The sequence below is a fragment of the Pseudomonas wadenswilerensis genome, assembly GCF_900497695.1.
Classification (GTDB): Bacteria; Pseudomonadota; Gammaproteobacteria; order Pseudomonadales; family Pseudomonadaceae; genus Aquipseudomonas; species Aquipseudomonas wadenswilerensis.
In genome coordinates this window covers 304,567-329,050 of record NZ_UIDD01000005.1, presented here as the reverse complement: position 1 = coordinate 329,050, position 24,484 = coordinate 304,567, and the positions used below count along the sequence as shown (strand labels likewise).

At 65.0% G+C, this 24,484-nt stretch carries 25 protein-coding genes; 6 read left to right on the top strand and 19 right to left on the bottom strand.

All coding sequences use genetic code 11. From position 1 onward, the window contains the following. The 14 genes from CCOS864_RS28015 to CCOS864_RS08780 form a co-directional block, all read right to left on the bottom strand. The coding region (locus CCOS864_RS28015; protein ID WP_148708521.1) for an IS3 family transposase at nucleotides 1–653 on the bottom strand (653 nt) is incomplete at its 3' end. Next, nucleotides 650–1,009 carry a transposase gene (locus tag CCOS864_RS08840; RefSeq protein WP_115085964.1) on the bottom strand — a complete coding sequence of 120 codons (360 nt, stop codon included), beginning with the start codon at nucleotides 1,007–1,009 and terminating at the stop codon, nucleotides 650–652. The genes CCOS864_RS28015 and CCOS864_RS08840, both read right to left, overlap by 4 nt. A 111-nt stretch (nucleotides 1,010–1,120) precedes the next feature. Further along, complete coding sequence (locus tag CCOS864_RS08835; RefSeq protein WP_115085963.1) at nucleotides 1,121–1,996, bottom strand: SDR family oxidoreductase; 876 nt, start codon at nucleotides 1,994–1,996, stop codon at nucleotides 1,121–1,123. Between the two features lie 30 nt (nucleotides 1,997–2,026). After that, nucleotides 2,027–3,175: an acetyl-CoA C-acetyltransferase gene (locus CCOS864_RS08830; RefSeq protein ID WP_115085962.1), complete on the bottom strand. Its 1,149-nt coding sequence runs from the start codon at nucleotides 3,173–3,175 to the stop codon at nucleotides 2,027–2,029. 22 nt (nucleotides 3,176–3,197) lie between these two features. Then, nucleotides 3,198–4,253 (bottom strand): acyl-CoA dehydrogenase family protein, encoded by a 1,056-nt coding sequence (locus tag CCOS864_RS08825; RefSeq protein ID WP_115085961.1) that lies wholly within the window; start codon nucleotides 4,251–4,253, stop codon nucleotides 3,198–3,200. A 10-nt stretch (nucleotides 4,254–4,263) separates the two neighbouring features. Further along, on the bottom strand, nucleotides 4,264–5,430 hold the full coding sequence (locus CCOS864_RS08820; RefSeq protein ID WP_115085960.1) for an acyl-CoA dehydrogenase family protein: 1,167 nt from the start codon (nucleotides 5,428–5,430) through the stop codon (nucleotides 4,264–4,266). Between the two features lie 10 nt (nucleotides 5,431–5,440). Continuing rightward, nucleotides 5,441–6,196: an enoyl-CoA hydratase family protein gene (locus CCOS864_RS08815; RefSeq protein WP_115085959.1), complete on the bottom strand. Its 756-nt coding sequence runs from the start codon at nucleotides 6,194–6,196 to the stop codon at nucleotides 5,441–5,443. An 11-nt stretch (nucleotides 6,197–6,207) separates the two neighbouring features. Continuing rightward, a complete protein-coding gene (locus CCOS864_RS08810) occupies nucleotides 6,208–7,275 on the bottom strand; it encodes an NAD(P)H-dependent flavin oxidoreductase (RefSeq protein ID WP_115085958.1) in 1,068 nt (355 codons plus the stop codon). A gap of 2 nt (nucleotides 7,276–7,277) precedes the next feature. Continuing rightward, nucleotides 7,278–8,150: an enoyl-CoA hydratase gene (locus CCOS864_RS08805; RefSeq protein ID WP_115085957.1), complete on the bottom strand. Its 873-nt coding sequence runs from the start codon at nucleotides 8,148–8,150 to the stop codon at nucleotides 7,278–7,280. Nucleotides 8,151–8,189: 39 nt separating this feature from the next. Then, entirely contained in the window at nucleotides 8,190–8,993 is an 804-nt protein-coding gene (locus CCOS864_RS08800) for a CoA-transferase subunit beta (RefSeq protein WP_115085956.1), read from the bottom strand. 12 nt (nucleotides 8,994–9,005) lie between these two features. Then, nucleotides 9,006–9,887 carry a CoA transferase subunit A gene (locus CCOS864_RS08795; protein ID WP_115085976.1) on the bottom strand — a complete coding sequence of 294 codons (882 nt, stop codon included), beginning with the start codon at nucleotides 9,885–9,887 and terminating at the stop codon, nucleotides 9,006–9,008. A gap of 11 nt (nucleotides 9,888–9,898) precedes the next feature. Then, complete coding sequence (locus tag CCOS864_RS08790) at nucleotides 9,899–10,798, bottom strand: VOC family protein (protein WP_115085955.1); 900 nt, start codon at nucleotides 10,796–10,798, stop codon at nucleotides 9,899–9,901. Nucleotides 10,799–10,951: 153 nt separating this feature from the next. Next, on the bottom strand, nucleotides 10,952–12,073 hold the full coding sequence (locus CCOS864_RS08785; protein WP_115085954.1) for an LLM class flavin-dependent oxidoreductase: 1,122 nt from the start codon (nucleotides 12,071–12,073) through the stop codon (nucleotides 10,952–10,954). A 126-nt stretch (nucleotides 12,074–12,199) separates the two neighbouring features. Beyond that, complete coding sequence (locus tag CCOS864_RS08780) at nucleotides 12,200–13,384, bottom strand: acyl-CoA dehydrogenase family protein (RefSeq protein WP_115085953.1); 1,185 nt, start codon at nucleotides 13,382–13,384, stop codon at nucleotides 12,200–12,202. Nucleotides 13,385–13,602: 218 nt separating this feature from the next. Between CCOS864_RS08780 and CCOS864_RS08775 the strand changes: the two genes are divergently transcribed. The 6 genes from CCOS864_RS08775 to CCOS864_RS08750 all read left to right on the top strand — a co-directional run bounded on the left by CCOS864_RS08775 (nucleotide 13,603) and on the right by CCOS864_RS08750 (nucleotide 20,139). After that, a complete protein-coding gene (locus tag CCOS864_RS08775) occupies nucleotides 13,603–14,118 on the top strand; it encodes a flavin reductase family protein (RefSeq protein WP_115085952.1) in 516 nt (171 codons plus the stop codon). A 9-nt stretch (nucleotides 14,119–14,127) separates the two neighbouring features. Continuing rightward, nucleotides 14,128–15,807, top strand: a complete 1,680-nt coding sequence (locus CCOS864_RS08770; protein ID WP_115085951.1) for an FAD-binding protein — start codon at nucleotides 14,128–14,130, stop codon at nucleotides 15,805–15,807. Continuing rightward, nucleotides 15,795–16,550 (top strand): glucose 1-dehydrogenase, encoded by a 756-nt coding sequence (locus CCOS864_RS08765; RefSeq protein ID WP_115085950.1) that lies wholly within the window; start codon nucleotides 15,795–15,797, stop codon nucleotides 16,548–16,550. The genes CCOS864_RS08770 and CCOS864_RS08765 overlap by 13 nt, the downstream gene beginning before the upstream one ends. Before the next feature lie 13 nt (nucleotides 16,551–16,563). Further along, a complete protein-coding gene (locus CCOS864_RS08760) occupies nucleotides 16,564–17,655 on the top strand; it encodes a ferredoxin--NADP reductase (RefSeq protein ID WP_115085949.1) in 1,092 nt (363 codons plus the stop codon). Nucleotides 17,656–17,754: 99 nt separating this feature from the next. Next, nucleotides 17,755–18,501, top strand: coding sequence for an SDR family NAD(P)-dependent oxidoreductase (locus CCOS864_RS08755; RefSeq protein ID WP_115085948.1), 747 nt, complete (start codon nucleotides 17,755–17,757; stop codon nucleotides 18,499–18,501). A 66-nt stretch (nucleotides 18,502–18,567) separates the two neighbouring features. Next, the gene (locus CCOS864_RS08750) at nucleotides 18,568–20,139 is read left to right on the top strand and encodes a FadD3 family acyl-CoA ligase (RefSeq protein WP_115085947.1); all 1,572 of its coding nucleotides are present in this window, start codon (nucleotides 18,568–18,570) and stop codon (nucleotides 20,137–20,139) included. An 85-nt stretch (nucleotides 20,140–20,224) separates the two neighbouring features. Here CCOS864_RS08750 and CCOS864_RS08745 read toward each other — a convergent pair whose 3' ends face one another. From CCOS864_RS08745 to CCOS864_RS08720, 5 genes are all read right to left on the bottom strand, one after another. Then, on the bottom strand, nucleotides 20,225–21,154 hold the full coding sequence (locus CCOS864_RS08745; protein WP_115085946.1) for an IS110 family RNA-guided transposase: 930 nt from the start codon (nucleotides 21,152–21,154) through the stop codon (nucleotides 20,225–20,227). 431 nt (nucleotides 21,155–21,585) lie between these two features. Then, nucleotides 21,586–22,032: an Hsp20 family protein gene (locus CCOS864_RS08735; RefSeq protein WP_010223248.1), complete on the bottom strand. Its 447-nt coding sequence runs from the start codon at nucleotides 22,030–22,032 to the stop codon at nucleotides 21,586–21,588. Nucleotides 22,033–22,147: 115 nt separating this feature from the next. Then, entirely contained in the window at nucleotides 22,148–23,107 is a 960-nt protein-coding gene (locus CCOS864_RS08730; protein WP_115085944.1) for a tRNA dihydrouridine synthase, read from the bottom strand. A gap of 49 nt (nucleotides 23,108–23,156) precedes the next feature. Next, nucleotides 23,157–23,597, bottom strand: coding sequence for an acyl-CoA thioesterase (locus CCOS864_RS08725; RefSeq protein ID WP_036996474.1), 441 nt, complete (start codon nucleotides 23,595–23,597; stop codon nucleotides 23,157–23,159). A 44-nt stretch (nucleotides 23,598–23,641) separates the two neighbouring features. After that, the gene (locus CCOS864_RS08720) at nucleotides 23,642–24,475 is read right to left on the bottom strand and encodes an alpha/beta fold hydrolase (RefSeq protein WP_038994175.1); all 834 of its coding nucleotides are present in this window, start codon (nucleotides 24,473–24,475) and stop codon (nucleotides 23,642–23,644) included. Between the last annotated feature and the right edge of the window lie 9 nt (nucleotides 24,476–24,484).

Below are 24,484 nucleotides of genomic sequence, written 5' to 3'. Positions count from 1 at the left end.
TCCCAGCACTGGCCTCGGTGACTCATGCTCTGTTCCAGACCGTACTCCTCAAGAGCAGCCCTGAATTTATGGCTGGTGTACTGACAGCCCTGATCCGAGTGGAACATCACTCCAGCCGGTCTACCTCTAGATTCGGCCGCCATTCGTAGCGCCTCGCAGGCAAGCCGGGCATCGGCGATCATTGAGAAAGCCCAGCCCACCACTCGGCGAGCATACAAGTCGATCACAGCCGCCAAGTACAGCCAACGCTTGCCTACCTGGATGTAGGTGACATCGCCGCACCACACCTGGTTGACCGTCGAGACGTTGAAGTTTCGCTTGAGCTGGTTACTCGCGATCAATGCTTCTGTGCCCGATGATCGGTAACGATGCGGCCTGCGTTGCTTGCATTGCAGACCGGCTTCCTTCATCAGCATACGTACCTTGTATCGCCCGGCTTTATGGCCAGCACGACGCAATTCCCGAACCAGCGTTCGCGACCCAGCAGAGCTACGAGAGGCCTTGAAAAGGCTGGCCATCGTTGAACGCAGATCCTCTCTGACCGGATCCTTTCGTCCCTGGCGTTTTCGCCATGCGTAGAAACTGCTGCGCCGAACTCCAAGGACGCGACAGCAGTCGAAAACACCAAATTGCTCACTCAGTTCGTTGATCAACGAGAACGATCCTTGGAGTCCCGAAGCAGGAGAGCACTGGCCTTTTTTAGGATTTCGATATCCCGGTCCTTTTGCCGGACTAGCGCTTCCAGCTCCTGGATTCGCTGCTGCTCTGGAATGATGGCCTTGGCGCCGACTGGTGTTTGACCTTCTCGTTCCTGGCGCAGTTGCTCGACCCAGCGACGAAGCGCGGTCCGCCCTAGACCAAGGCTCTCGCAGACATCAGGGACTGACTCACCATCGTCCAGCACCATCTCGGCAGCTTTGATTTTGAATTCGTTCGAGTAAGATTTTCGCACTGATTTTGCCTCCAATTGGGCGCCATAATAGCGCCCGACGAAGGTGTCCAAAATCATTAGGCCAGTTCAGCTTGCCAGCGATAGGGCCAGTGCTGCCAGCCCATAAATGCAAAAAACCGCGCCACCCTCGCGGATGGCGCGGCCCGCCTCATCGGCGCAAAACCTCAATCAACTGCCATAGACTTTCTGTGCTGGCAGCGACTCAGCCAATAGGTGCTCCACCGCTGCGCCCACATCAGCCAGCGCCCAGCGCCCCTGGTTATCCACCTGGGGCCCGCGCCGCCAGCCGTCGGCAATCGACAACTTGCCGCCCTCGACTTCAAACATCTGCCCGGTCACCGCCTGGGACGCCGCCGAACCGAGCCACACCACCAATGGCGCGACATTCTCCGGGGCGAAGTAGTCAAAGCCCTGCTCCGGCCGCTTCATCACCTCGGCAAACACTGCTTCGGTCATACCGGTACGCGCCGCCGGTGCCAGGGCGTTGGCGGTGATGCCGTAGCGCCCCAGCTCCGCCGCCTGCACCAGGGTCAGCGAAGCAATCCCGCCCTTGGCCGCAGCATAGTTGGACTGGCCAATCGAGCCCTGCAAGCCGGCGCCGGAACTGGTGTTGATGATCCGCGCGGTGAGCTTGGCGCCGCCCTTGACCTGCTCGCGCCAGTAGCGCACGGCATGGCTGGCCAGGCAAAAGTGGCCCTTGAGGTGCACGGCCATCACCGCATCCCAGTCCGCCTCGGTGAGGCTGGCGAACATCCGGTCGCGGCAGATGCCGGCGTTGTTGACCAGCACATCCAGGCCACCAAAGGTCTCGATGGCCTGGCGCACGATCAGCCCGGCGTCGTCATAGCGGGTGATGTCGTCGCTGTTGGCCGCCGCCACGCCGCCTGCCGCCTGGATCTGCGCCACCACCGCCTGGGCCGCATCACGGTTGATATCGTTGACCAGCACCTTCGCGCCTTCGCTGGCAAAGGCCTGGGCATAGGCGCGGCCGAGCCCGCCGCCGGCGCCGGTGATGATCACTACGCGGTTCTTACAGCTGTGCATTGTCGCTCTCCCCTGTGTGGTTGCTGGCGCCTACAGGCGCTCGATAATGGTCACGTTGGCCTGGCCGCCGCCTTCGCACATGGTCTGCAGGCCATAGCGGCCGCCACTGCGCTCCAGCTCATGGAGCAGGCTGCACATCAGCCGCGTGCCGGTGGCGCCGAGCGGGTGGCCGAGGGCGATGGCGCCGCCATTGACGTTGGTCTGCGCGTGGGGGTAGCCGGTCTCCTTGAGCCAGGCCATGGCCACCGAGGCGAAGGCTTCGTTGATTTCCACCCGGTCGATGTCGGCCAGGGTCATGCCGGCGCGCTTGAGCGCATGGGCGGTGGCCGGGATCGGTGCGGTGAGCATCCACACCGGGTCGTCGCCGCGTACGCTGAGGTGATGAATGCGCGCCCGCGGCGTCAGGCCGTAGCGCTTCAAGGCCGTCCCCGAGACGATCAGCAAGGCACTGGCAGCATCGCAGGTCTGGCTCGACACCGCCGCCGTCACCCGGTCACAACCAAACAGGTATTCCAGCTCGGCCATCTTCGCCAGGCTGGTGTGGCGCGGCGTCTCGTCATGCTCGACCCCCGCCAGCGGGACGATCTCGCGCTCGAAGTAACCGTGCTCAATGGCACGCAAGGCCCGCTGGTGAGATTCCAGCGCGTAGGCCTCAAGTTCGCCGCGGCTCAGGTCCCAGTGCTCGGCAATCATCTGCGCTGCGCGGAACTGGGTCGGTGGCTGCGCGCCGTAACGCCGCACCCAGCCCTCGGAGCCGCTAAACGGGTCTTGAAAACCCAGGGGTCCGGCGGCGGTCATGGCCGAGGAAATCGGGATCTGGGTCATGGTCTGCACGCCCCCGGCGATCACCACGTCCTGGGTGCCGCTCATCACCGCTTGCGCAGCAAAGTGCACGGCCTGCTGGGACGAACCGCACTGGCGGTCGATGGTGGTACCGGGGACCTGCTCGGAGAGCCCGGCAGCCAGCCAGCTGGTGCGGGCGATGTCGCCGGCCAGCGGGCCGATGGTGTCGACGCAACCGAAAATCACGTCGTCGTAGTCGTCTTCGGGGATGCCGTTACGCTCGACCAGCGCACGCAGCACATGGGCGCCCAGGTCGGCGGCGTGAATCTGGCTCAGGCCGCCCTTGCGCCGCCCGGTGGGCGTGCGCAGGGCGTCGACGATATAGGCTTCAGGCATGGTCTACCTCAACAAGACAGGATCAGAATGTGCTGCCGGCGCCAATCGCCAGGCCAGTGTCGAATAGCGCGGCGCGTACCCGCGCCTTGTGCAGGCCACGGTCGCCCCAGCATTTGTCCAGGGCCCAGGCACGCTTCATGAACAGCTGCAGGTCGACCTCCCAGGTGTAACCCATGGCGCCGTGCACCTGGATGGCGTTCTTCGCCGCCAGCGCCGCCGCTTCGGCGCAAGCAAGCTTGGCGTGGGACACCTGCACGGCCTGGCCCGGCAGGTTATGGGCAACGGCATGGGCGGCGCGGTACAGCGGGCCCTTGGCGAACTCGATCTGCACTGCGACATTAGCCATCAGGTGCTTGACCGCCTGGAACGAGCCCACCGGTTTGCCGAACTGCTTGCGCTCGAAGCTGTAGTCCACCGCCAGGTCGACCATGCGCTTGGCCAGCCCCAGCAGTTGCGCGGCATTGCCCAGGGCGCCGCGGTTGAACGCGCCAGCCCACAAGTGCTGCGCCTGTTCAGCGCTGGCCACGCAGGTAGAAGCACTCGGTGTCCACTGCACCTGGAACAACTGGCGGCTGGGGTCTACCGACGCATTACGGATGAGGCTCACCGCGCTGCGCTCCACGGCATGCACCTCGTCGCCATGGGCCAGCAACAGCAGGTCGGCGACATGTGCATCGCTGACCAGCGGATTGCCCGGTTCGGCCACCGCCAGGCGCGCCCGGCCCTCGGCAATCCGCGCCAGCCAGCGCTGCTGGAGCGGCGCATGCTGCGCATCAAGGCCGGCGAGCAGCGGCACGCCAACCAGCATGGTGTCCACCAGCGGCTCGGGTAACCCGGCGTACCCGCACTCCTGGGCCAGGAGGATGAAATCCAGTTCGTTCATGCCCATGCCGCCGCAGGCTTCCGGCACGGTGATGGCGCTCAGGCCCAGTTCCACCAATTGCCCCCACAGCGCAGCGCAGCGCCCGCTGTCGCTCTGCCACAGTTCACGCAGGCGTTCCGGGGTCACTTCGTTGAGCAGAAAGCTGCGCACGTTGTCCTGGAACAGCAATTGATCGCTGCTGAAACTAAAGTCCATGGTCTGCTCCTCAGGCGCGGGGCATGCCGAGCATGCGCTCGGCGATGATGTTGCGCTGGATCTCGTTGGTGCCGGCATAGATCGGCCCGGCCTGGGCAAACAGGAAACCGTCCAGCCACTGGCCGACATCGCCGGCAGCCGGCGCCTCGGGCAGCAGCTCGGCGCGCAGGCCAAGGATGCTCAGGGCGGTTTCGTGCATGCGCTGGTCGAGCTCCGACCAGAAAATCTTGTTGGTCGAGGATTCCGGGCCGATCTTGCCGCCCTTGACCAGTTGCGAGGCGGTCATGTAGGTCGCCAGGGTGTAGGCCTCGGCGTCCAGCCAGGCGCGCATCACCGCCTCGGCAATGGCCGGGTCTCGGTCGGCGGCCTCGCGGTTGGCCAGGTACAGCTGTACCAGGCGCCGGGCGGTTTCCTGAAAGCGTGCCGGCGAGCGCAGCATCAGCCCGCGCTCGAAACCGGCAGTAGACATCGCCACGTGCCAGCCCATGCCCTCGCCGCCCAGGGCGTTCTCCACCGGCACCTTGACGTCATCGAAGAAGATTTCGCCAAAACCCGGCAAGCCATTGAGCTGCGGGATCGGCCGTACACTGATACCGGGGGTGTCGAGCGGCAACAGGATGAAGGTCAGGCCATGGTGGCGCTGGGAGTTGGGGTCGGTGCGAAAGATGCCGAACACCCAATCAGCCCAGACCGCCCGGGTCGACCAGGTTTTCTGGCCGTTGATCACATAGTGATCGCCGACCCGCTCGGCTTTTGAGCGGATCGCCGCCATGTCGGAACCGGCACCCGGCTCCGACCAGCCCTGGGCCCAGATGTCCTGGCCGGTGGCCATGCGCGGCAGAAAGCGTGCTTTCTGCGCTTCGCTGCCGTACTCCATCAGGGTCGGGCCGAGCAGGAAGATGCCGTTCTGGTTGACCCGCGCTGGCGCCCCGGCGCGGTAGTACTCTTCTTCGAAAATCAGCCATTCGATCAGGTCGCAGCCACGCCCGCCCAGCTCGGTCGGCCAAGTGACCATGCCCCAGCGGCCTTCGTTGAGCCGGGCCTCCCAGGCCCGATGCTGGGCAAAGCCAAGCTCTGTGTCGAATGATTGCAGCGGTTGCGCTGGTACGTTGGCCGCAAGCCAGGCCCGTGCCTCGGCGCGGAAAGCCTGTTGGGCCGCAGTGTAAGTCAGGTCCATGGCGGTGCCTTCAGCCGTTGAAGTGGGCATCGCGCTTCTCGACGAACGAGTCACGCGCTTCCTGGGAATCCTGGGTGCGGTAGGCTTCGAGGGTGAAGCCCTGCTCCCAGCGGTATTTGTCTTCCAGATTGCCGTCCTCGATGCCGTTGAGCGCTTCTTTGGCCAGGGCGATCATCGCCGGGCTCTTGGCGGCAATGCTGCGGGCGATCTGCAGGGCGGTCTCGCGCAACGCCTCGCGCTTGACCACCCGTTCGACGGCGCCCAGGCGGTAGGCTTGGGCGGCATCGATCATCTCGCCGGTGAAGTACATGTGGCGCACCTTCTGCACCGGGAACAGGCGCTGCAGGTGGGCACCGCCGCCCATGGCGCCGCGGTCCACCTCAGGCACGCCAAAGCGCGCGCAGTCGGCGGCGACGACGATGTCGGCGGCGCCGCAGATACCGATACCACCACCCAGGACAAAGCCGTGCACGGCGACGATCACCGGTTTCGGGTTGCGGTGAATGGCCTTGAAACTGTCGTAGTTACCCTTGTTGACCGCGACGATCAGGTTGCCGTCGGCGGCCAGTTCCTTGATATCGACGCCGGCGCAGAAGCCGCGGCCTTCGGCGCGGATGACGATCACCCGCACCTGCGCATCGCGGCCCAGCGCTTCGATGGCGCTGGCGATCGCCGCCCAGCCCTGGCAGTCGAAGGCATTGACCGGTGGCCGGTCGAAGACCAGCTCGGCGATGCCGTTGTCGATAGTGACGCTAAATGTGCTCATGCCTTTCCCCTTCATGAAATACGGCGGCTCAGTTCGCCCAGGCGCGCTTCGGCGTCACGGACGATCTGTTCGATCAGTTCGGCGCAGCTCGGCAGGCTATGAATGCTCGCGGCCACTTGCCCGGCCGGCAGTACGCCCTCGGCCGGCAGGCCATCGACCATGGCCTTCTGGATCACCATCGGCGCGTTGGCGGCCATCAGCGCCTGCGCCGCGCTCAGTTCGCCGCTGCCGCGCATTTTCAGGGCGCTGGCGAGCAACTGCGCCAGGCTGGTGCCGCTGTGGCGGCGGTAGGCCAGGCCGCTTTTGAGCGCCAGCAACCAGCGTTTGAGGCCGCCGCTGGCTTCCAGCGCATCGAGCAGCTCGTTGCGGATCATCCGTTGCGGCATGCCGTCGATGGCGCGGCTGACAATCACGGCCGCCGGGTCCTTGACCGCCAGGTAACGGGCCAGGGTTGCGGTTGGCACCGGGCTTTCTGCACTCATCAAAAAGCGCGTGCCCATGGCAATGCCCGCCGCGCCATAGGCCAGGGCCGCGACCAGGCCTTGGCCGTCCTTGAAACCGCCGGCGGCCACCACCGGCACCTTGAGCGCATCGACCACCTGGCCGAGCAGCAGCGAGGTCGGCACCGAACCGGTATGCCCGCCGCCCTCGCCGCCCTGGATGGTCACTGCATCGGCGCCCATTTCCACGGCTTTCTGCGCATGCTTGAGGGCGCCGACCGTGGGTATGCACACTACGCCGGCGTCCTTGAGCCGGGCGATCATCTGCTTGCCCGGCGAGCGGCTGTAACTCACCGCCTTGACCTTGTGGCGCAGCACCAGCTCGACGATGTCGGCGGCATTGGCCTGGTACATGTGAAAGTTGACCCCGAACGGCTGGGCGCTGAGACGCTTGGTTTCGACGATCGCCGCCTCCATGCGCGCCGGTTCAATGGTTGCCCCGGCCAGAAAGCCGAAGCCGCCGGCGTTGCCGGTGGCGGCCACCAGTTGCGGCTCGGCAACCCAGCCCATGGCGGTCTGGATGATCGGGTAGCGACAACCCAGCAGTTCGGTGAGCGGTGTTTGCAGGCAGACCGTCATGCTTACGCCCCCTCCGGCTTGCGCTGGGAACTGGCCATGGCGCGGGCGTCGTAGCCACCCAGGCGGTCGCCGGACACCAGTTCGTTGTGGGCGTGGGCGAAGTGATGCAGGCCGAATACCATGTCCATGGTCGCGCGCTTGCCCATCAGGTCCTCGGCATTGTTCACCGCCTGCTTGCTCAGTTGCAGGCCCAGGCGCGGCATCTGCGCAATGCGTTCGGCGATGGCCAGGGTTTCCTGCTCCAGGGCCTCGCGCGCCACCACCCGGTTGACCATGCCCATCTGGTAGGCGCGCGGCGCCGGCATCGGTGTGCCCATGAACAGGAACTCCTTGGCGATCCGCGGGTTGAGCTCATGCACGTGGGCAAAGTATTCGACCCCGGGGATGCCCATGCGCACCACCGGATCAGTGAAGTAGGCATCCTCGCTGGCGACGATCAGGTCGCAGACCCAGGCCAGCATCAGGCCGCCGGCAATGCACGCGCCCTGGACCATGGCGATGGTCGGCTTGGGCATCTCGCGCCAGCGCCGGCACATGCCCAGGTACACTTCCTGCTCGCGGGCATAGAGAAACTCGCCGCCCGGCTTGTCGACGTGGTCGTACCACAGGCTGACGCGCTCGAAGCTCTGGTTGACGTCGCGCTCCGGCGTGCCGATGTCGTGGCCGGCCGAAAAATGCCGGCCGGCCCCGCACAGCACGATGACCTTGATCGCGTCGTCGGCGCAGGCCCGGCGAAACGCCGCGTCCAGCGCGTAGGTCATGCGCGAGTTCTGGGCATTGTGGTACTCCGGGCGGTTCATGGTGACCATGGCCACCTCGCCACGGACCTCGTACAGCACCACCTCGGCCTGGTTGTTATTGTTCTGCTCGCTCATCGATTGCTTCTCCGGCAAGGCGTACTGCCCGGGCCCGGCTCAACGCAGGTTGCGCTGGCCGGCGGGGTTGTCTTTCAACTGGCTGGCCCGCAGGTTGTGCGGGTCGAGGCGACGGATCAGCTGCAGCTGCGCCTCGCTTGGCGCGGCGGTGACCGGGCAATCGGCGTCCACCTGCAAGGCGAAGCCGGTGTTGTCCTGGACCTCGTCGACGCTCACCCCCGGGTGCAGCGAGCGAATCCGCACCTGGTGCTGCGGGCCCTGGAAATCGAGGACACACAGGTCGGTGACGATCAGGCGGATGTCCACCTCGTCCAGCGCCCAGCCACGGGCCAGGCGCGCGGGGTTGTAGCCGATCGACGAGACCATATCGACCTCGCCTTCGACGAACACCCGGCGGTTGTGGCTGGGCACGAAAAACGAGTTGGCATGGCTGATCGAGTTGCCCGGCAGGCCGCGCACCCCGAGCATCTGCGCCTTGGGCCGGGCGTAGTCGCCGATGCACGACAGGTTGGCCTGGCCGAAGCGGTCGATCTGGATCGGACCGACCAGCGCATGGCGCTTGCCGCCCCAGACGTTGTCGAAGATTCGCGAAAAACCCATCCAGCTATCGCGCTTGGCTTGATAGCCGTTGCGCGCGCCGAGGGGTACCGGTTCAGCGACCATGTAGGCTTCCGAGTCGGTCATCAACAGCTGCGGGTTGCTGGTCAGCATGCTCAGGGAGGCGGCCAGGCGCGGGATCACCCCGATGCCGGTGGCCAGGACTTCACCGTCGTCGCGCCAGGCCTCGGAGGCGGCGCAGATCATCAGTTCGGCGAGGCTGTACGTCGTAGCTGGCGTGGTCATAGGGAAACTCGCTTAGAAAACCGGCAGGGGAAGCTGGCGGATGGCGGCCAGGCCACCGACCTGTTCCAGGTACTGCTCGTGGGAGCAGGCGACAAATTGCTCGACATAGGCCTGCCAGCCCTCCTCGGCCTGGGCCGAGGCGGTGTAGGCCTTGAAGTGCGGCACATCGAAGCCGTACAGCGGCGCGCACGACGAGGGGTGCGCACCGCCCGGCACATGGGCCACCGCGGTGGTCAGGTTGCGCTCCCAGAACACTTGATGAGCGCGCTCCGGCGCACTGTGGAAGTAGTCGCTGTCGACCAGGTGATCGCAAGTGACGTAGCTGTGGCGGGCAGCGCGGACGAACAGGTCATCCATGTAATGGTCGGGGCCGCTGATCTGGCAGACCCCGCGGGCATCGGCACGGTCGACGTGGATCAGCGCGGCGTCGAGCGTGAGCGCCGGCATCGCCACCCAGTCCTTGCCGTCGGCATAGGGCGAAGCCACCAGCTTGATCTGCGGGTTGTGGCGCAGCACATCGGTGCCCAGGCCGACCGCCGTGGGAATGAACGGCACGCCCATGGCCGCGGCGCGCAGGCCAAGCAGGAGCATGCCTTCGTCGATCTCCATCACCTCGATGGCGGCGTCCTGGCGGGCCTTGCGAAAGTACGGCTCGAGCGGAATGAAATCGAGCGAGACGAAGGCGAACACCAGCTTCTTCACCTTGCCGGCCGCGCAGAGCATGCCGACGTCGGCGCCGCCGTAGGCGACCACGGTCAGGTCCTTGAGGTCGGAACGCAGGATCTCGCGGATCAGCGCCATGGGCTTGCGCCGCGGGCCCCAGCCACCGATGCCGAGGGTCATGCCGTCACGTAGCTGGCCGACCATCTGCGCCGTGGTCATTTGTTTGTCCATCATCGTTGTCCTCATTGGCGGCCGACACTGAAGTCGTGTCCCCAGTGGCTGACCACCGTGCTTTCGAAGGGGGTGTGCTGGTTCCAGTCGACCACCAGGCCGTCACAGCCGTACTCCAGGTCAAAGCCTGCCGGGGTTTTCATGTAGAACGAGACCATCTGGTCGTTGGTGTGCTGGCCGAGGGTGGCCGAGAGCTTGACGCCGTGGGCGTGCATGCGGTCCAGGGCGCGGCCGACCTCGTCCAGGCCGTCGACCTCGACCATCATGTGCACGCAGCCATGGGGCACCGGGCATTCGAAGATCGCCAGGGAGTGGTGACGGCCGTTGTTGCAGTGCAGGAAGTGAATGCGTTTTTCCGGCTCGGCCGGGTCTGGGGTGAAGCGCACTTTCATCAGGTCCGAAAGACCAAAGCCCATGACCCGCTGATAAAAATCGCGGCAGCGCTCAAAGGTTGGCGCCGGCAGCACCACGTGGCCCATGCCCAGCTCATGGGTGACAAAGCCCTTGACCGCCACCGGCGAGACAAAGCGGGCAAAATCCTGGCGCGGGCCCCAGAACAGCTCGTGGCGATTGCCGTCCGGGTCGCAGAACTGCGCCAGGGCCTGGACCTTGCGCAGTTCAGCCTGGGCAGCGTTGCCGCGCTCAACCGCGATATCGGCCTGCTGCAGCTCGGCGATCGCCTGCTCGAACGCGGCCTCGCCGGCCAGCTCCCAACCGCAGGCACCGAAGCCGTCCTGCTCGCTGCGGAGCACCAGGATACGGTACGGGCGCTCGTCCATTTTCAGGTACAGGTGCGCGCTGTCAGCGCCCTCACCGGCCACCATCATGCCCAGCACCTGGGTTGCGTAATGACGCCATTGCGCCAGGTCGGTGGACAGCAGGGTGACGTAACCCAGACCGCGGATATCCATGCTTGTTATCCTCGCGTTGATCGACGTGTTGAGCGCTATTCAAGCCCGACGCGCAAGGCCGGGCATCGTCTGTTGGGACTAGCGGGAGCGGGCTAGTTTCGCGGGACAAGCCCGCGCCTACACAGGAGCGGCTTTGACCCGCGATGCTTCCCCTTACTGCTTGCGAAAATGCGGAATTACCTTCTCGCCGATGTTGCGCAGGGTCTCCAGCTGGGCCCATTGCGGCACGGTGCCCATCTGGCAGATGAACAGGATCTCGTCGGCGCCGGCGTCGATCAGGCGTTGCACGTAACCGATGCAATCTTCGACCGTGCCATAGGCATGGTTGGGGTTCATCATCGCCATGGTCGGGTCGGAGAAGTCGACGCTGACTTCCTCGGAGGCAAAGCGCGACTTGATCACCGCCTGGCCGTTGCCGTCGACGTAGGTATCATCCTTCCACTTTTCCGGGTCCGGACGCTCGCCGCCGCCGTACCAGTAGCCCAGCGACTCCATGAAGTAGCGCTGGCCACGGATGCCGATGCGCCGCGCCAGTTCGTTGTCGTCAAGGACGATGGCCGGGCACAGCGCGGCAATATGGCGGTTGGGACGAAAGCCCACCTGCTTCTTCTCGTCACGGTTGTCCCAGGCCTGGTGATAGACCTCGACCTTCTTGGCGATTTCTTCCGGGCCGCCGAAGCCCAGCACCAGCGCGCCCATGCCGCGGCCACCAGCGTTCTTCAGCGATTCGGTGTTGGTGCAGGCCAGGTACATCGGTGGGTGTGGGTCCTGGTACGGCTTGGGATGGATCGGCCGCTTGGGGATCTGCACGAAGTCGCCGTGGTGCTCGATCTCGTCCTGAACGAAGATTTTCGGGATCAGGTACATGGCTTCATCGATCTGCGGCTGCAGGGTCGCCAAGTCGTAGCCGAAGGTACCGGCCTCCTGCTGGGTGCCGCCCTTGCCCACGCCAAAATGCACCCGGCCCTTGGACAGCAGGTCGAGGGTAGCGATGCGCTCGGCGACCTTGACCGGGTGGTTCATCGCCGGCGGCAGGCACACCACGCCATGGCCAATGCCGATGCGCTCGGTTTTGCCGGCAACAAAGGCGAGCATGGTTTCCGGCGCCGACATGTGCGAGTAGTTGCTCAGTGCGGTGTGCTCCACGCACCAGAAGGTGTCGAAACCGAGCTGGTCGGCCAGCACCGCCTGCTCGACGGTGTCATCGAAGATCTTGCGGTCGCCTTCGCGACTGGAGTCCACCGTCTGTGCTTCGTAAATCAATGAGAATTTCATGCTTGATCCTTGTTCTTGTTAACGGCTCGGTCGGCGCCTGGGACCCGCGCCTTGCCACCATGCTCGGGGATCGCCGCGCCGCTCGAATCCCGCAAACGGACTAGCCGGTTTCTGTGTTCGACCGGTTCAGAGGAAGAAGTCGCTGCTGTCCTGGCCCATGCTCACGCCGCCCAGGTTCCAGGCGTACTTGGCCGGGTTGTTGGCGACGTGGGCGCGGCCGGTATGAATGTCGCGAAAGGCGCGGTTGATGGCGTGGCTGCGAAAGATCGTCGAGGCGCCGCTGTTGAACATCAGCTCGGCCACCGCCTTGGCGCACTTGTCGGCGACCAGCGCCGAGTCGTAGCGCATCTTCACCCGCGCCTGCATGGCCAGCGCTTCGCCGGCCTCGGCGGCCTGGAGCATGAAATCGAAATTGCGCAGCAACACCGTGCGGCACTCGTCGACGCAGACCATGGCATTGGCCAGGGCGGTTTGCGCCGCCGGGTCCTGGAGCATCTTGCGCCCGTCGTTGACGCCGACGCGGCTGCGGTTGTGCTCGACGAACAAGTCGATCGCGCCCTGCAGGGCCCCAATCGCCGAAGACGACACCGCGCGCACGAAGATCTGCCCGAACGGCAGGCGGAACAACGGCGCACTGTTGACCGCGTTACCCGGGCTGTATTGCATGAAGCCGTCGACAGCGCGGTGGGTGCGGTAGTCGGGGACGAAGGCATCGCTCACCTGGATGTCGTGAGAGCCAGTCGCCTCCAGGCCCATGACGTTCCAGTTGTCGATAATCTGGTAGTCGCTGCGCGGCACCAGGAAGGTCCGGTAGTCCGGCGCCCCGCCGGCTTCTTCGGGCGGTACCAGGGCGCCGAGAAATGCCCACTGGCAGTGCTTGCTGCCCGAGGAAAAACCCCAGCGCCCACTGAGCTTGAAGCCGCCCTCGACACGCTCGACCTTGCCCACCGGCATATAGGACGAAGAAATCAGCACGCTGGAATCCTCGCCCCAGACATCCTGGGCGGCGCGGTCGTCGAACAGCGCCAGTTGCCAGTTGTGGATGGCCACCACCCCGAGCACCCAGGCCGACGACATGCAGCCTTCGGCCAGGGTCATCTGCACCTCGAAGAAATCCCGCGGCTGCAGCTCGTAGCCTTCCCAGCGCGCCGGCTGGAGGATGCGAAAAAAGCCGGCTTCGTGGAAATCGCGCAGGGTTTCGGCCGGCAGCTGGCCAAGTTGCGCGGCACGGGCGGCACGTTCACGCAGGATCGGCACCAGCTCGCGGGCGCGCTGGGCCAGACGCTGGCGTATCAGGTCTTGGTTGAGCATGTTGTTGTTCTCCTCTGATCACCCCGTCCGCCGGGGCGCGCGTGCAGCAGAGGCGCAACCGGCCTCTACCCCGGCATTCAAGCAAGGCGCCCGGCGGCCAACATCCCTCAAACGGACCATGCAGCGACGGCGCGCCTCGACTAGTCCCCTCGGACGATGTTGGGCCTTGCGCCGGTTGCAAGAATTCATCGCACTCCAAGCCAACCAGAGGCCGTGCGATGAACAACAACAATCTCAAAGCCGACATGCTCCAGGCCATGCGCCGCCTGGCCAAATCCGTGACCATCATCAGTACCAGCAACGGCACCCAGCGCTTCGCCATGGCCGCCACCGCGGTCGATTCGCTGAGCACCGAGCCGCCGTCGCTGCTGATCTGCGTGAACACCAGCGCCTCACCGCATGCCGCCCTGGCAGACGGTGCCGACTTCTGCGTGAACATCCTCGGTGTCGAGCAGCAGGACCTTGCGCACCTGTGCAGCGGCGCGATCAAGGGCGAGGCGCGCTTCGAGCGTGGCGACTGGCAGACCAGCGAAGAAGGCATTCCGTTTCTGGCCGATGCCCAATCGTCGATTCTGTGCCGCCAGGATGGGCGCATGACCTATGGCACCCACACCATTTTCATCGGCCGCATCCTGCGCATCCGCACCAGCCCGACCATCACCCCGCTGGTGTACCTGGATGGCAGCTACACCACCACGGCGGCGCCGGCGCGCATGATTGCGGCAGCGGGCTGAGGCCGGCGCATGAGCAGCCTGAACGGGTTGATGCCACTGCGAGTGGACAGTGCCGAACAGCTGCACTGGCACGCACAGGCCGAGCTGGTGGTGGTCGGTTTTGGCGGCGCCGGTGTCTGCGCCGCCATCGAGGCCGCCAGCCGCGGGCTCAGCGTGCTGGCCCTGGACCGCTTCGCCGGTGGCGGTGCCACGGCGCTCAGCGGTGGCGTGGTCTATGCCGGCGGCGGCACGCCCTACCAGCAGCGCGCCGGGTACCCGGACAACAGCGAGGCAATGTTCAACTATTTGAACCAGGAAGTCGGCGAAGCGGTATCGGCCGGCACCTTGCGCGATTTCTGCGAGCGCAGCTGCGAGCAGCTGGCCTGGCTGGAACGCCACGGCGTGGCTTTCGAAGCCAGTGTGCCGCCGCAGAAAACCTCCTACCCCAGCGACCGATACTACCTCTATTACTCAGGCAACGAAGCGGTGCCGGCCTACGCCGCGCAGGCCAGCCCGGCACCGCGCGGCCACCGGGCCAAAGGCCCGGGCATGTCCGGTGCCAGCCTGTTTGCGCCGCTGCGCGCCAGCGCTTTGAAGCTGGGCGTGCGCCTGCGCAGCCAGTGCGAAGTCCGCCAACTGGTTCTGGACAACCACGACCGGGTAGTCGGTGTGGTGGCCTGGCAACTGCCTGCCGATAGCCGCGCTGCCCGCCGCCATGCACGCCTGGCGCGCTGGGCCAGTGCCATCCATATGTACGCCCCGGCGCTGGCCGACATGCTGCGCAAGCGCCTGCGGCAGATCGAGCAGCGCCATGCAGTGCGCACCCTGATCCGCGCCGAAAAAGGCCTGCTGCTCAGCTGTGGCGGCTTCATCTTCAACCGCGCCCTGGTAGCCCGGCATGCGCCGCAGTACCTGGCCGGCCTGCCGCTGGGCACCACCGCCTGCGATGGCAGCGGCCTGCTCCTGGGCCAGAGCGCCGGGGGCACCTTGGCACGCATGGACAAGGTCAGCGCCTGGCGCTTTATCAACCCACCGCTGGCCTGGGCCCGCGGCATGATCGTCAACGGCTTCGGCCAGCGCTACTGCAACGAAGAGGTGTACGGCGCCACCCTCGGCCATGCCATGGTCGAGGAGCAGAACGGCAAGGCCATCCTGATCCTCAATCGCGCCCTGGTGCGCCAGGCGCTCAAGCAGGTCGGCCCGGGCAAGGTGTGGAACTTCCAGCGCCTGCCGGTGCTGCTCAACCTGCTGTTCAACGCCAAACGTGGCAACAGCCTGGAACTACTGGCCGAACGCTGCGGCTTGCCCGTGGGCAACCTGCGTCAGAGCGTGGCGCAGTACAGCCGTGCGGCCCGTGGCGAAATCGCCGACCCGCTGGGCAAGTCGGCAGCCATGCTCTGCCCGCTGGACAGCGGCCCCTGGTATGCGCTGGACCTGTCCTACGACAGCCGCCTGTTCCCCTGCCCGGCCCTGACCCTGGGCGGCCTGCGCGTCGACGAGGGCAGCGGCGCGGTGCTCGACCTGCACGGCACGCCTATCGCCGGGTTGTACAGCGCCGGGCGCAATGCCGTGGGTGTCGCCTCCAACCTGTATGTCTCCGGCCTGTCCCTGGCCGACTGCATTTATTCCGGGCGGCGCGCCGCGGCGCACATCGCCGCGCGCACCGCCCCCAACCCCGCACCATCAGGAGAACAACCATGCAACGTGTAGAAGGCAAAGTCTGCATCGTCACCGGCGCCGCCAGCGGCATCGGCAGCGAGGACGCCCTGCTGCTGGCCAGCCAGGGCGCCCGGGTGGTGCTCACCGACCTCAATGAACAGGCCGGGCGCGAAGTCGCCGCGCAGATCGGCAGCAATGCGCTGTTCATCCGCCACGACATCGCCAGCGAAAGCGATTGGCAGCAGGTGATCAAGACCACCCTGGAGCACTTCGGGCGCCTCGATGTACTGGTCAACAATGCCGCCATCCTAGTGGCCGGAACCATCGAGAACACCTCGCTGGAAACCTGGCAGAAGGTGCAGAAGATCAACGGCGACGGCTATTTTCTCGGCTGCAAATATGCCATTGAAGCCATGAAGGACAGCGGCGGCGGCTCGATCGTCAACATGTCCTCGGTAGCCGCCCTCGGCGCCATGCCGATGTTCTGCGCCTACTCGGCCTCCAAGGGCGCGGTGGCGGCGATGACCCGCTCCATTGCCCTGCACTGCAAGCAGCAGGGTTATCGCATCCGCTGCAACAGCGTGCACCCGGACGGCGTCAACACGCCGATGACCCAGGCCCTGGCCGGTGGCCAGCCGATCGACCAGGCGCTGCTCGACCAGGATCCGATGAACCGCATGTGCGCGCCGCGCGATATCGCCAACGTGGTGCTGTTTTTGGCCAGCGACGAATCTCACTTCGTCAACGGTGCCGAACTGCGCGTGGACAACGCGCAATTGATCAGCGGCATCTGAGGCGAGGATGAACATGGGCATGCAAGCGCTTGGGCAGGACTCGCTGGTTTCGGCCACCGGAAGCTATCGGCTGCAGGTTTGCGCGGTCATCGACGAAACCGCCGATGCGCGTTCGCTGGTACTGGAGGTGCCGGCGCAGTTGCGCGAGCGCTTTCGCTACCAGCCGGGGCAGTTCTTGAGCTTTCGCGTGCCCTGTGCCGGCAAACTGCTGACCCGCTGCTACTCCATGGCCAGCTCGCCGCTGTGCGATGCCCGGCCCAAGGTGACCATCAAGCGGGTCGCCGGGGGCCGGGTATCGAACTGGATGAACCAGCAGGTGCAGGTCGGCGACTGGCTCGAGGTGCTGCCGCCAGCCGGGCACTTCTGCCTGGATGAAAGCCAGGCCAGCGACCCGGCGCGACCACTGGTGCTGTTCGGCGGCGGCTCGGGCATCACCCCGGTGATTTCGATCCTCAAGTCGACGCTGCACAGCAGCGAACGGCCGATCCGGCTGGTGTATGCCAACCGCGACGAAGCCTCGGTGATCTTTCGCGACGAACTGCGCCAGCTGAGCCAGGACCACCCGCAACGCCTGCAGGTGATCCACCTGCTCGATTCGCTGCAAGGTTTTTTGCGCGACGCCCAGGTGCAGCAACTGGTGGGCGAAATGCGTGGCGGCGATTACTTCATCTGCGGCCCGGGGCCGTTCATGGACACCGTCGAGCGCAGCCTGCTGGCCTTGGGCGAGGCCGCCGAGTGCATCCATGTCGAGCGTTTCGTCTCCCCGCCCGATCCCGATGAAGTCGCAGCGCAAGAAGCCATTGCCCGCGCGGCCGCCAGTGAGTCGGCCTGCGAGCTGCTGCTGGTCGAGCTCGACGGCCAGCAACACGAAGTCGCCTGCCAGCCCGGCGATACTCTGCTGCAAAGCTGCCGTGCGGCGGGCCTGGAGGTACCGTCATCCTGCGAAGAAGGTTTTTGCGGGGCCTGCATGTGTACGGTGCTCGAGGGTGAAACCCGCCTGGCGCGCAACGATGTGCTCAGCGCCCGGGAGCTGGAAGAAGGCTGGACCCTGGCTTGCCAGAGCCGGCCGCTGGGCGCGCGGGTACGCTTGAAGTTCCCCGGGTGAGGGCCTGTGCCCGCTAGTCTCATCGGACGATCACTGCGGCCCCGACTGCGGTTAGACTCGGCGCCAGAAGCCCCACAACAATAAAACAGAGGTTCAGTTATGGCTCGTTTGCACAACAAGGTCGCCGTGGTCACCGGCGGCGCATCGGGTATCGGCCTGGCGTGCGTGCGCCGCTTCATGGCCGAGGGTGCCCAGGTCGTCGGCCTGGACATTGGCGAGGCCCCGGCGGACTTTCCCGGCCTGTTCATGAGCCTGGATGTGCGCGATGAACCCCGCGTGCAGCAGGTGATGAGCGAAGTCATCAGCCGCTTCGGGCGTATCGATGTGCTGGTCAATGCCGCTGGCGTCGCCGACCAGGGCAGCGTGACCCAGACCACGACCGCCAACTGGCAGCGGGTGCTGGACATCAACCTCACCGGCAGCATGCTCACCAGCAAACACGTACTGGCGCAGATGGAGTCCCAGCGCAGCGGCTCAATCATCAACATCGGCTCGATCTTCGGCCTGCAGGGCTGCGACGGCAACGTCGCCTACAACGTCTCCAAAGGTGGCATCAACCAGCTGACTCGCTCGATGGCCATCGACTACGGCTACGCCAACATCCGCGTCAACGGCCTGTGCCCTGGCCTGATCGAAACACCGATGACCAGCATGGTCCGCGAACAACAGGCGTTCCACGCCTTCTTCGCCTCGCAGCACATGCTCAACCGTTCCGGGCAGCCGGACGAGGTGGCCAATGTCGCGCTGTTCCTCGCCTCCGACGAAGCCTCGTTCGTCAGCGGCCAGATGATTGCCGTGGACGGCGGTTTTTCCGCTGGCCGCCGCTTCGCCCCGCCTAGCGCCTGACCCCGTGTGCCGGGCACCCCGCCCGGCCCCTTCCCTGCTCATTCATCCTCAGCCTGAGGAGGCATCATGCTGCCTGTCGAAAACGCTCAGACCATCGCCCAACTGTTCGCCAACGCGGCCCGGGAATACGCCGACAAGCCGGCCATCGAAGACGGTGGGCAGATCATCAGCTACCGCCAGCTTGACCAGTTGCGCCAGCAGGCCGCCCGCGCCCTGCTGGCCCTGGAGGTACAAGTGGCCGACCGGGTGGCGGTGTGGGCGCCCAACCTGTGGGAATGGATCGTCGCCGCCGGCGCCCTGCAGAGCGTCGGCGCCACCCTGGTGCCACTGAACACGCGCATGAAGGGCAGCGAAGCCGGGCATATCCTGCGCGAAAGCGGCACCTGCGTGCTGTTTTGCATCAGCCGCTTTCTCGACACCGATTACCCCGCCATGCTCGTCGGCGAAGCGCTGCCGGCGCTGCGTGAGGTGATCAGCCTGCGACCGGTAGATCAGCCACAGAGCGGCCTGGCCTGGGAGGCCTTCATGGCCCTCGCAGAACGGGTGCCGGACGCCCTGCTGCAAGCCCGTGAGCAGCACGTCGGGCCGCAGACCCTGTCTGATCTGCTGTTCACCTCCGGCACTTCCGGCAAACCCAAGGGCGTGATGACCGCCCACGGCCAGAACCTGCAAGTGGTGCGCGACTGGAGCGAGATCGTCGGGCTGCGCCGGGGCGATCGCTACCTGATCGTCAATCCGTTCTTCCATTCCTTTGGCTACAAGGCCGGCTGGCTGGCGGCACTGATGCGCGGCTGCACCATCGTCCCGCAGCAGGTGTTCGAGGTGCAGGCCGTGCTCGACTGTGTGCAGCGCGAGCGGATCAACATCCTGCCCGGGCCGCCGACCCTTTATCAGTCACTGCTGGCCCACCCGCAACGCTTGGACTACGACCTGAGTTCGCTGCGCATCGCCGTCACCGGTGCCGCCGCGATCCCGGTAGAGATGATCGGGCGCATGCGCGAGGAGCTGGGCTTTGCCACCATCGTCACCGCCTACGGCCTGACCGAAGCCTGCGGCTTTGCCAGCATCTGCCGCCCCGGTGACAGCGCCGAACGGGTCGCCAGCACCAGCGGCCGGGCCATGCCCGGGGTTCAGATCCGTTGCGTCAACAGCAGCGGCGCCAGCGTGCCAGCCAACGTGCCCGGCGAGGTACTGATTCGTGGCTACAACCTGATGCGCGGCTACCTCAACGACCCGCAGGCCAGCCTGGAAGCGGTGGATGCCGAGGGCTGGCTGCACACCGGCGACATCGGCGTGCTCGATGAACACGGTTACCTGCGCATCACCGACCGGCTCAAGGACATGTTCATCACCGGTGGCTTCAACGTCTACCCGGCGGAGATCGAACAGACCCTGTTGCAGTACCCGGGGGTGGCCCAGGCTGCAGTGATCGGCATAGCCGATGAACGTCTGGGGGAAGTGGCCATGGCCTTTTTGCTGGCGGTGCCTGGGCAGGTGATCGACGTGGCAAAGTTCACTACCTGGTGCCGAGAGCAGATGGCCAATTACAAGGTGCCGCGGCGGGTGCAAGTGGTCGAGGCCTTGCCGCTCAATGCCACGGGCAAGGTGGCCAAGCAGGTGTTGCGCGGCTGGGTGTGAGGGCTGCTGTGCAGCCCATCGCCGGCAGGGCCGGCTCCCACAGGGGCCGGTGCATGCATATCCATTGTGGGAGCAACTGTCTTGATCAGGCTGTTTGCTCTCGCCAAGGGGTATTGTCCCGCAGCATTGCATTCAGCCTGACGATCAGCACCCGCATGCAAGCTACGAGTGCCACCTTGGCGCACTTGCCACGTGCCCGAAGTGCTTCGTAGCGTGCTTTAAATTCTGTGTTGTGACGGATGATGATCCAGCTCGACATGTACAGCACTCGCCTTACATGGGCCCGACCACCCCATATCTGGCGGTGCCCTCGATGGCTACCACTATCGTTGTTGTAAGGCGCTACGCCCACCAGAGCAGCGATCTGACGGCGGTCCAACTGCCCCAGTTCAGGCAGTGAGGCGAGCAGATTTGCGGCGGTTACTCGACCGATTCCGGTCACTGCCAATAACTGACGCGCCCTGGTATCGTCCAGTTGCACCATCGCCTGATCAATTTCTTCGTCGAGGCGTTTGATCAGCACTTTCAGGTGTTCTATGTGCTCATCAAAGTGGGCCATCGCCATTGCCGAGCGGCATTGCTGGCGACGCCGTTTGTAGTCATCACGGCTCTGCACAAATTGGGCGCGCTGCTTCACCAACTCGCGCAGCTCTTCGCGTTCCGGGCTGACCGGTTGGCCTTGAGGGGCGCTGAGGTGTGCAGCGAAGTCCGCAAGGACTTCGGCGTCGATCTTGTCGGTTTTGGCTTTTTTACCCATGGCATCGGCGAATTTTCGGGCACGGGCTGGGTTGATGCAGATGGTTTCCAGTCCTGCTGAGGCCAGGGCGATCAACACATCTTTCTCGTAGCCGCCTGTCGCTTCGATCAGCACTCGACTGATATTGAAGTCCTTCAGACGCTCAAGCAACGCCTCGAAGCCTGCGGAGTTGTTGGCCACTTCGAAGCGAATTTTCTGAGGCTTGATGCAGATTTCCAAAGTGGCTTTGGCAGTGTCGATTCCAACAGAAGACAACATGGCTGAACCCTCTTACACTCAGTTGTGAGAGCGCTCTGGCTTGGCCCACGCTTGTGATTCGAGAGGCGCTCAATCAACTGTTCGGGCTCGGGCCAGAGTGGAGAGGTGAATGGCAGCTTTGCTCCCACACGTGCTTTAAGCACTACCGGCGTACAGCTTGCCATTCACCGCTCTCACTTCTGATTCTATTCCTTCCTCAAGACACAAGCCGGCCTTGCCGGCGATGAGGCCGGTGCAGCCAACCCATTCGCAACAGCCTGGATTACGAGCGCTGCGCACTCGATCGCTGGCAAGGCCAGCTCCCACAGGATTGCGTTCTCGATCTTGATCCCCCGTCCCTGACTCAGCACCACCCTCGCCAACGGATAATCACCAAAAACCAAAGACAATAAAAAAGGGCACCCGAAGGTGCCCTCATCAACATCAACCAATCAATTCAGAGCAGGCTTGCCATCCCCATTGATCGGAATCCGTTTGGCCTTGGCCTCTTCCGGCACAATCCTCAGCAGATCGATGCTGAGCAGCCCATTAGCCAGACCAGCCGCCTTGACCTCGATATGGTCAGCCAACCGGAACGACAACTTGAACGCCCGCTGGGCAATGCCCTGATGCAGATAGGTAACGCTTTCAGCGTTGCTGTCACGCTTGCCGCCAGTCACGGTCAAGACGCCTTTTTCCACCTGCAGGTCCAGATCCTGCTCCTGGAAACCTGCCGCAGCAACGACGATTCGATAGTGGTCATCGCCATGTTTTTCAACGTTGTAGGGAGGGTAGCTGCTACCCGCCTCATTACGCGCCGCAGATTCGAACAGGTCATTGAAACGGTCGAAACCCACGGAATGACGGAACAGTGGAGCCAGAGAAAAAGCAGTAGTCATGATGCATCTCCTGAAAATCAGCGAGGTTGTGTAGTAGCGCGACCCGACTTCGGCATCGCGTACTCCCTAGATAAGGACCCTCGCCTGCTTTTCAAGCAACCCTGCGAAAATTTTTTCAGGCCGCCTCGCTGACTGGCACACCGATCAACTGCCCGACCCGATCGCAGTCGGTTTCCCGACGCAATTCGGTGAACAGCGCCACCGCCTCGGGGTAGGTGCGGGTCAGCATCGCCACCCATTGCTTCAAGCGCCCCGGCGCCTGGCGCGGGGTCATCTGCGCCCGGGCCTGGCCCCAGAAGTCCTGGATCAGCGGCAGCAGGCTCTGCCAGTCCATGGGCACGAACTCGACGCCATCGCGTTCGGCGGCAATCTGCCGGGCAAGGTCCGGGCGCGAAACCAGGCCACGCCCCAGCATGATGTCTTCGACGCCGCTGACTTCGCGGCAACGCCGCCAGTCTTCCAGGGTCCAGACCTCGCCGTTGGCATACACCGGCACCTTGACCACGTCCTGCACCCGCGCCACCCACTCCCAATGGGCGGGCGGCTTGTAGCCGTCGACCTTGGTTCGCGCGTGCACCACCAATTGCTCGGCGCCACCTTCGGCCAGGGCCAGGGCGCAGTCCAGGGCGCCGTCGGGGCTGTCGAAGCCCAGGCGCATCTTGGCCGTCACCGGGATATGCGCAGGAACTGCGCGACGCACTTCTCGCAAGATGGCGTGCAGCAACTCAGGCTCTTTGAGCAGCACCGCACCGCCACGCGACTTGTTCACGGTCTTGGCCGGGCAGCCGAAGTTGAGGTCGATCACCGGCGCGCCCAGTTCACAGGCCAGCACCGCGTTTTCGGCCAGGCACACCGGGTCGGAGCCCAGCAATTGCACACGTAACGGCACTCCGGCAGCGGTCTGGGCGCCCTGGCTCAGCTCCGGCGCGAGCTTTTCGAAGGTGGCCGCCGGCAACAAGCGGTCGCAGACCCGAATGAACTCGGTGACACACCAGTCGATGCCGCCCACCTGGGTCAGTACGTCGCGAAGAATGTCGTCGACCAGCCCCTCCATCGGGGCCAGGGCAATTTGCATGGGTTGCATCTCGGCTGGAAAAGGCCGGCAGTCTAGCAAAATCCGCGGCCTACAGCGCTCCGGCCATCAGCGCCGGCCCATAGCCGTCGATGAACTCACCCGGCATGCGCTTGGGCCGCCCTGTGGATAACTCGATGCAGACGAAGGTGGTTTGCGCACGCAGCAAGGTGGTGCCGTCGCTGGGACGAACCAGCTGGAAGCGCCGGGTCATTTTCAGCCGCTGGTCCCAGTCGACGATCCAGGTTGCCAGTTGCAACTCGTCGTCTTCGTAGGCAGCGGCCAGGTAGTCAATTTCGTGGCGGACCACGGCCATGGCCCGGTCCAGGCGCCGGTACTCGGCCAGGTCCAGGCCCAGGCGCTGGGAGTGGCGCCAGGCGCAGCGCTCCAGCCAGGTGACGTAAACCGCGTTGTTGGCGTGGCCGAGGCCGTCGATGTCGTCGGCAGCGACCCGCAGGTCGATGATGAACGGTGTTGCCAGGTCCCAACTCATGCCCGCTCCAGATCCGTGGTGAACGGGCAGAGTGTACCGGATGCTCAGGCCGATTGCCGCGCCGGTGAACTGCTGCGTTGCAGCAGTGCCAGCACCCCTTCGCGCAGTTGCGGGTCGGCCAACACCCGCAGATGGCCGCCGTCGGGCAGGCGCAGCAGGCGGCTGTCGAACCAGGCACGGTGGATAGCGTCTGATTCGTCTACCGGTACCAGTTGGTCGTCCTCGGCATGCACGATCAAGCCGGGCAGCTCCAGTTGGTAGCCGCTGACATCCAGGCGGGAAATCTGCACGCCGACATCGCGTTCAATCTGACGGATGAACGCCGCCCGCGCCCGCGCCGGCATGCCCAGGTGGCGAGCGAAACCGCGGATAACGCCAAGCAACTGCGCCGGTGCGGCGATGCTCACCGCCACTTCGGCGCGCAGGCCCCACTGCAAGGCCAGGAGCATGCTGGCGCCACCCATGGAATGGCCAACCACGGCCTTGAGCGGCGGCAGTTCGGCGGCGGCTTCCAGCAAGGCACGGGCGAACAGCACCACGTTGGCTTCGTTGCCCGGTGAGTGGCCATGGGCCGGGCCTTCCAGGGCCACGGCGGTGTAACCGGCGTCGACCAGGCTGTCGATCAGGTGGGCGAACTGGGTCGGGCGCCCTTCCCAACCGTGCATCAGCAGTACGGTCGGGCCTTGGCCCCAGCGCAGTGCCGAGAGGCCGAAACGCAAGGTGATGCGCTCGGCGCGGGCCAGCAGCGGCAGTTCCCAGTCCCGCGGCGGCCGGTTGCGCGGGGTCATGAAGGCGCGGCGCATCTTGCGCGCGACATGCTCTGGCGCCAAATGCCCGAGGGTGCCGTTAACGCTACGAATCCAGCTCAAGGTATTCATCGCTTCGCT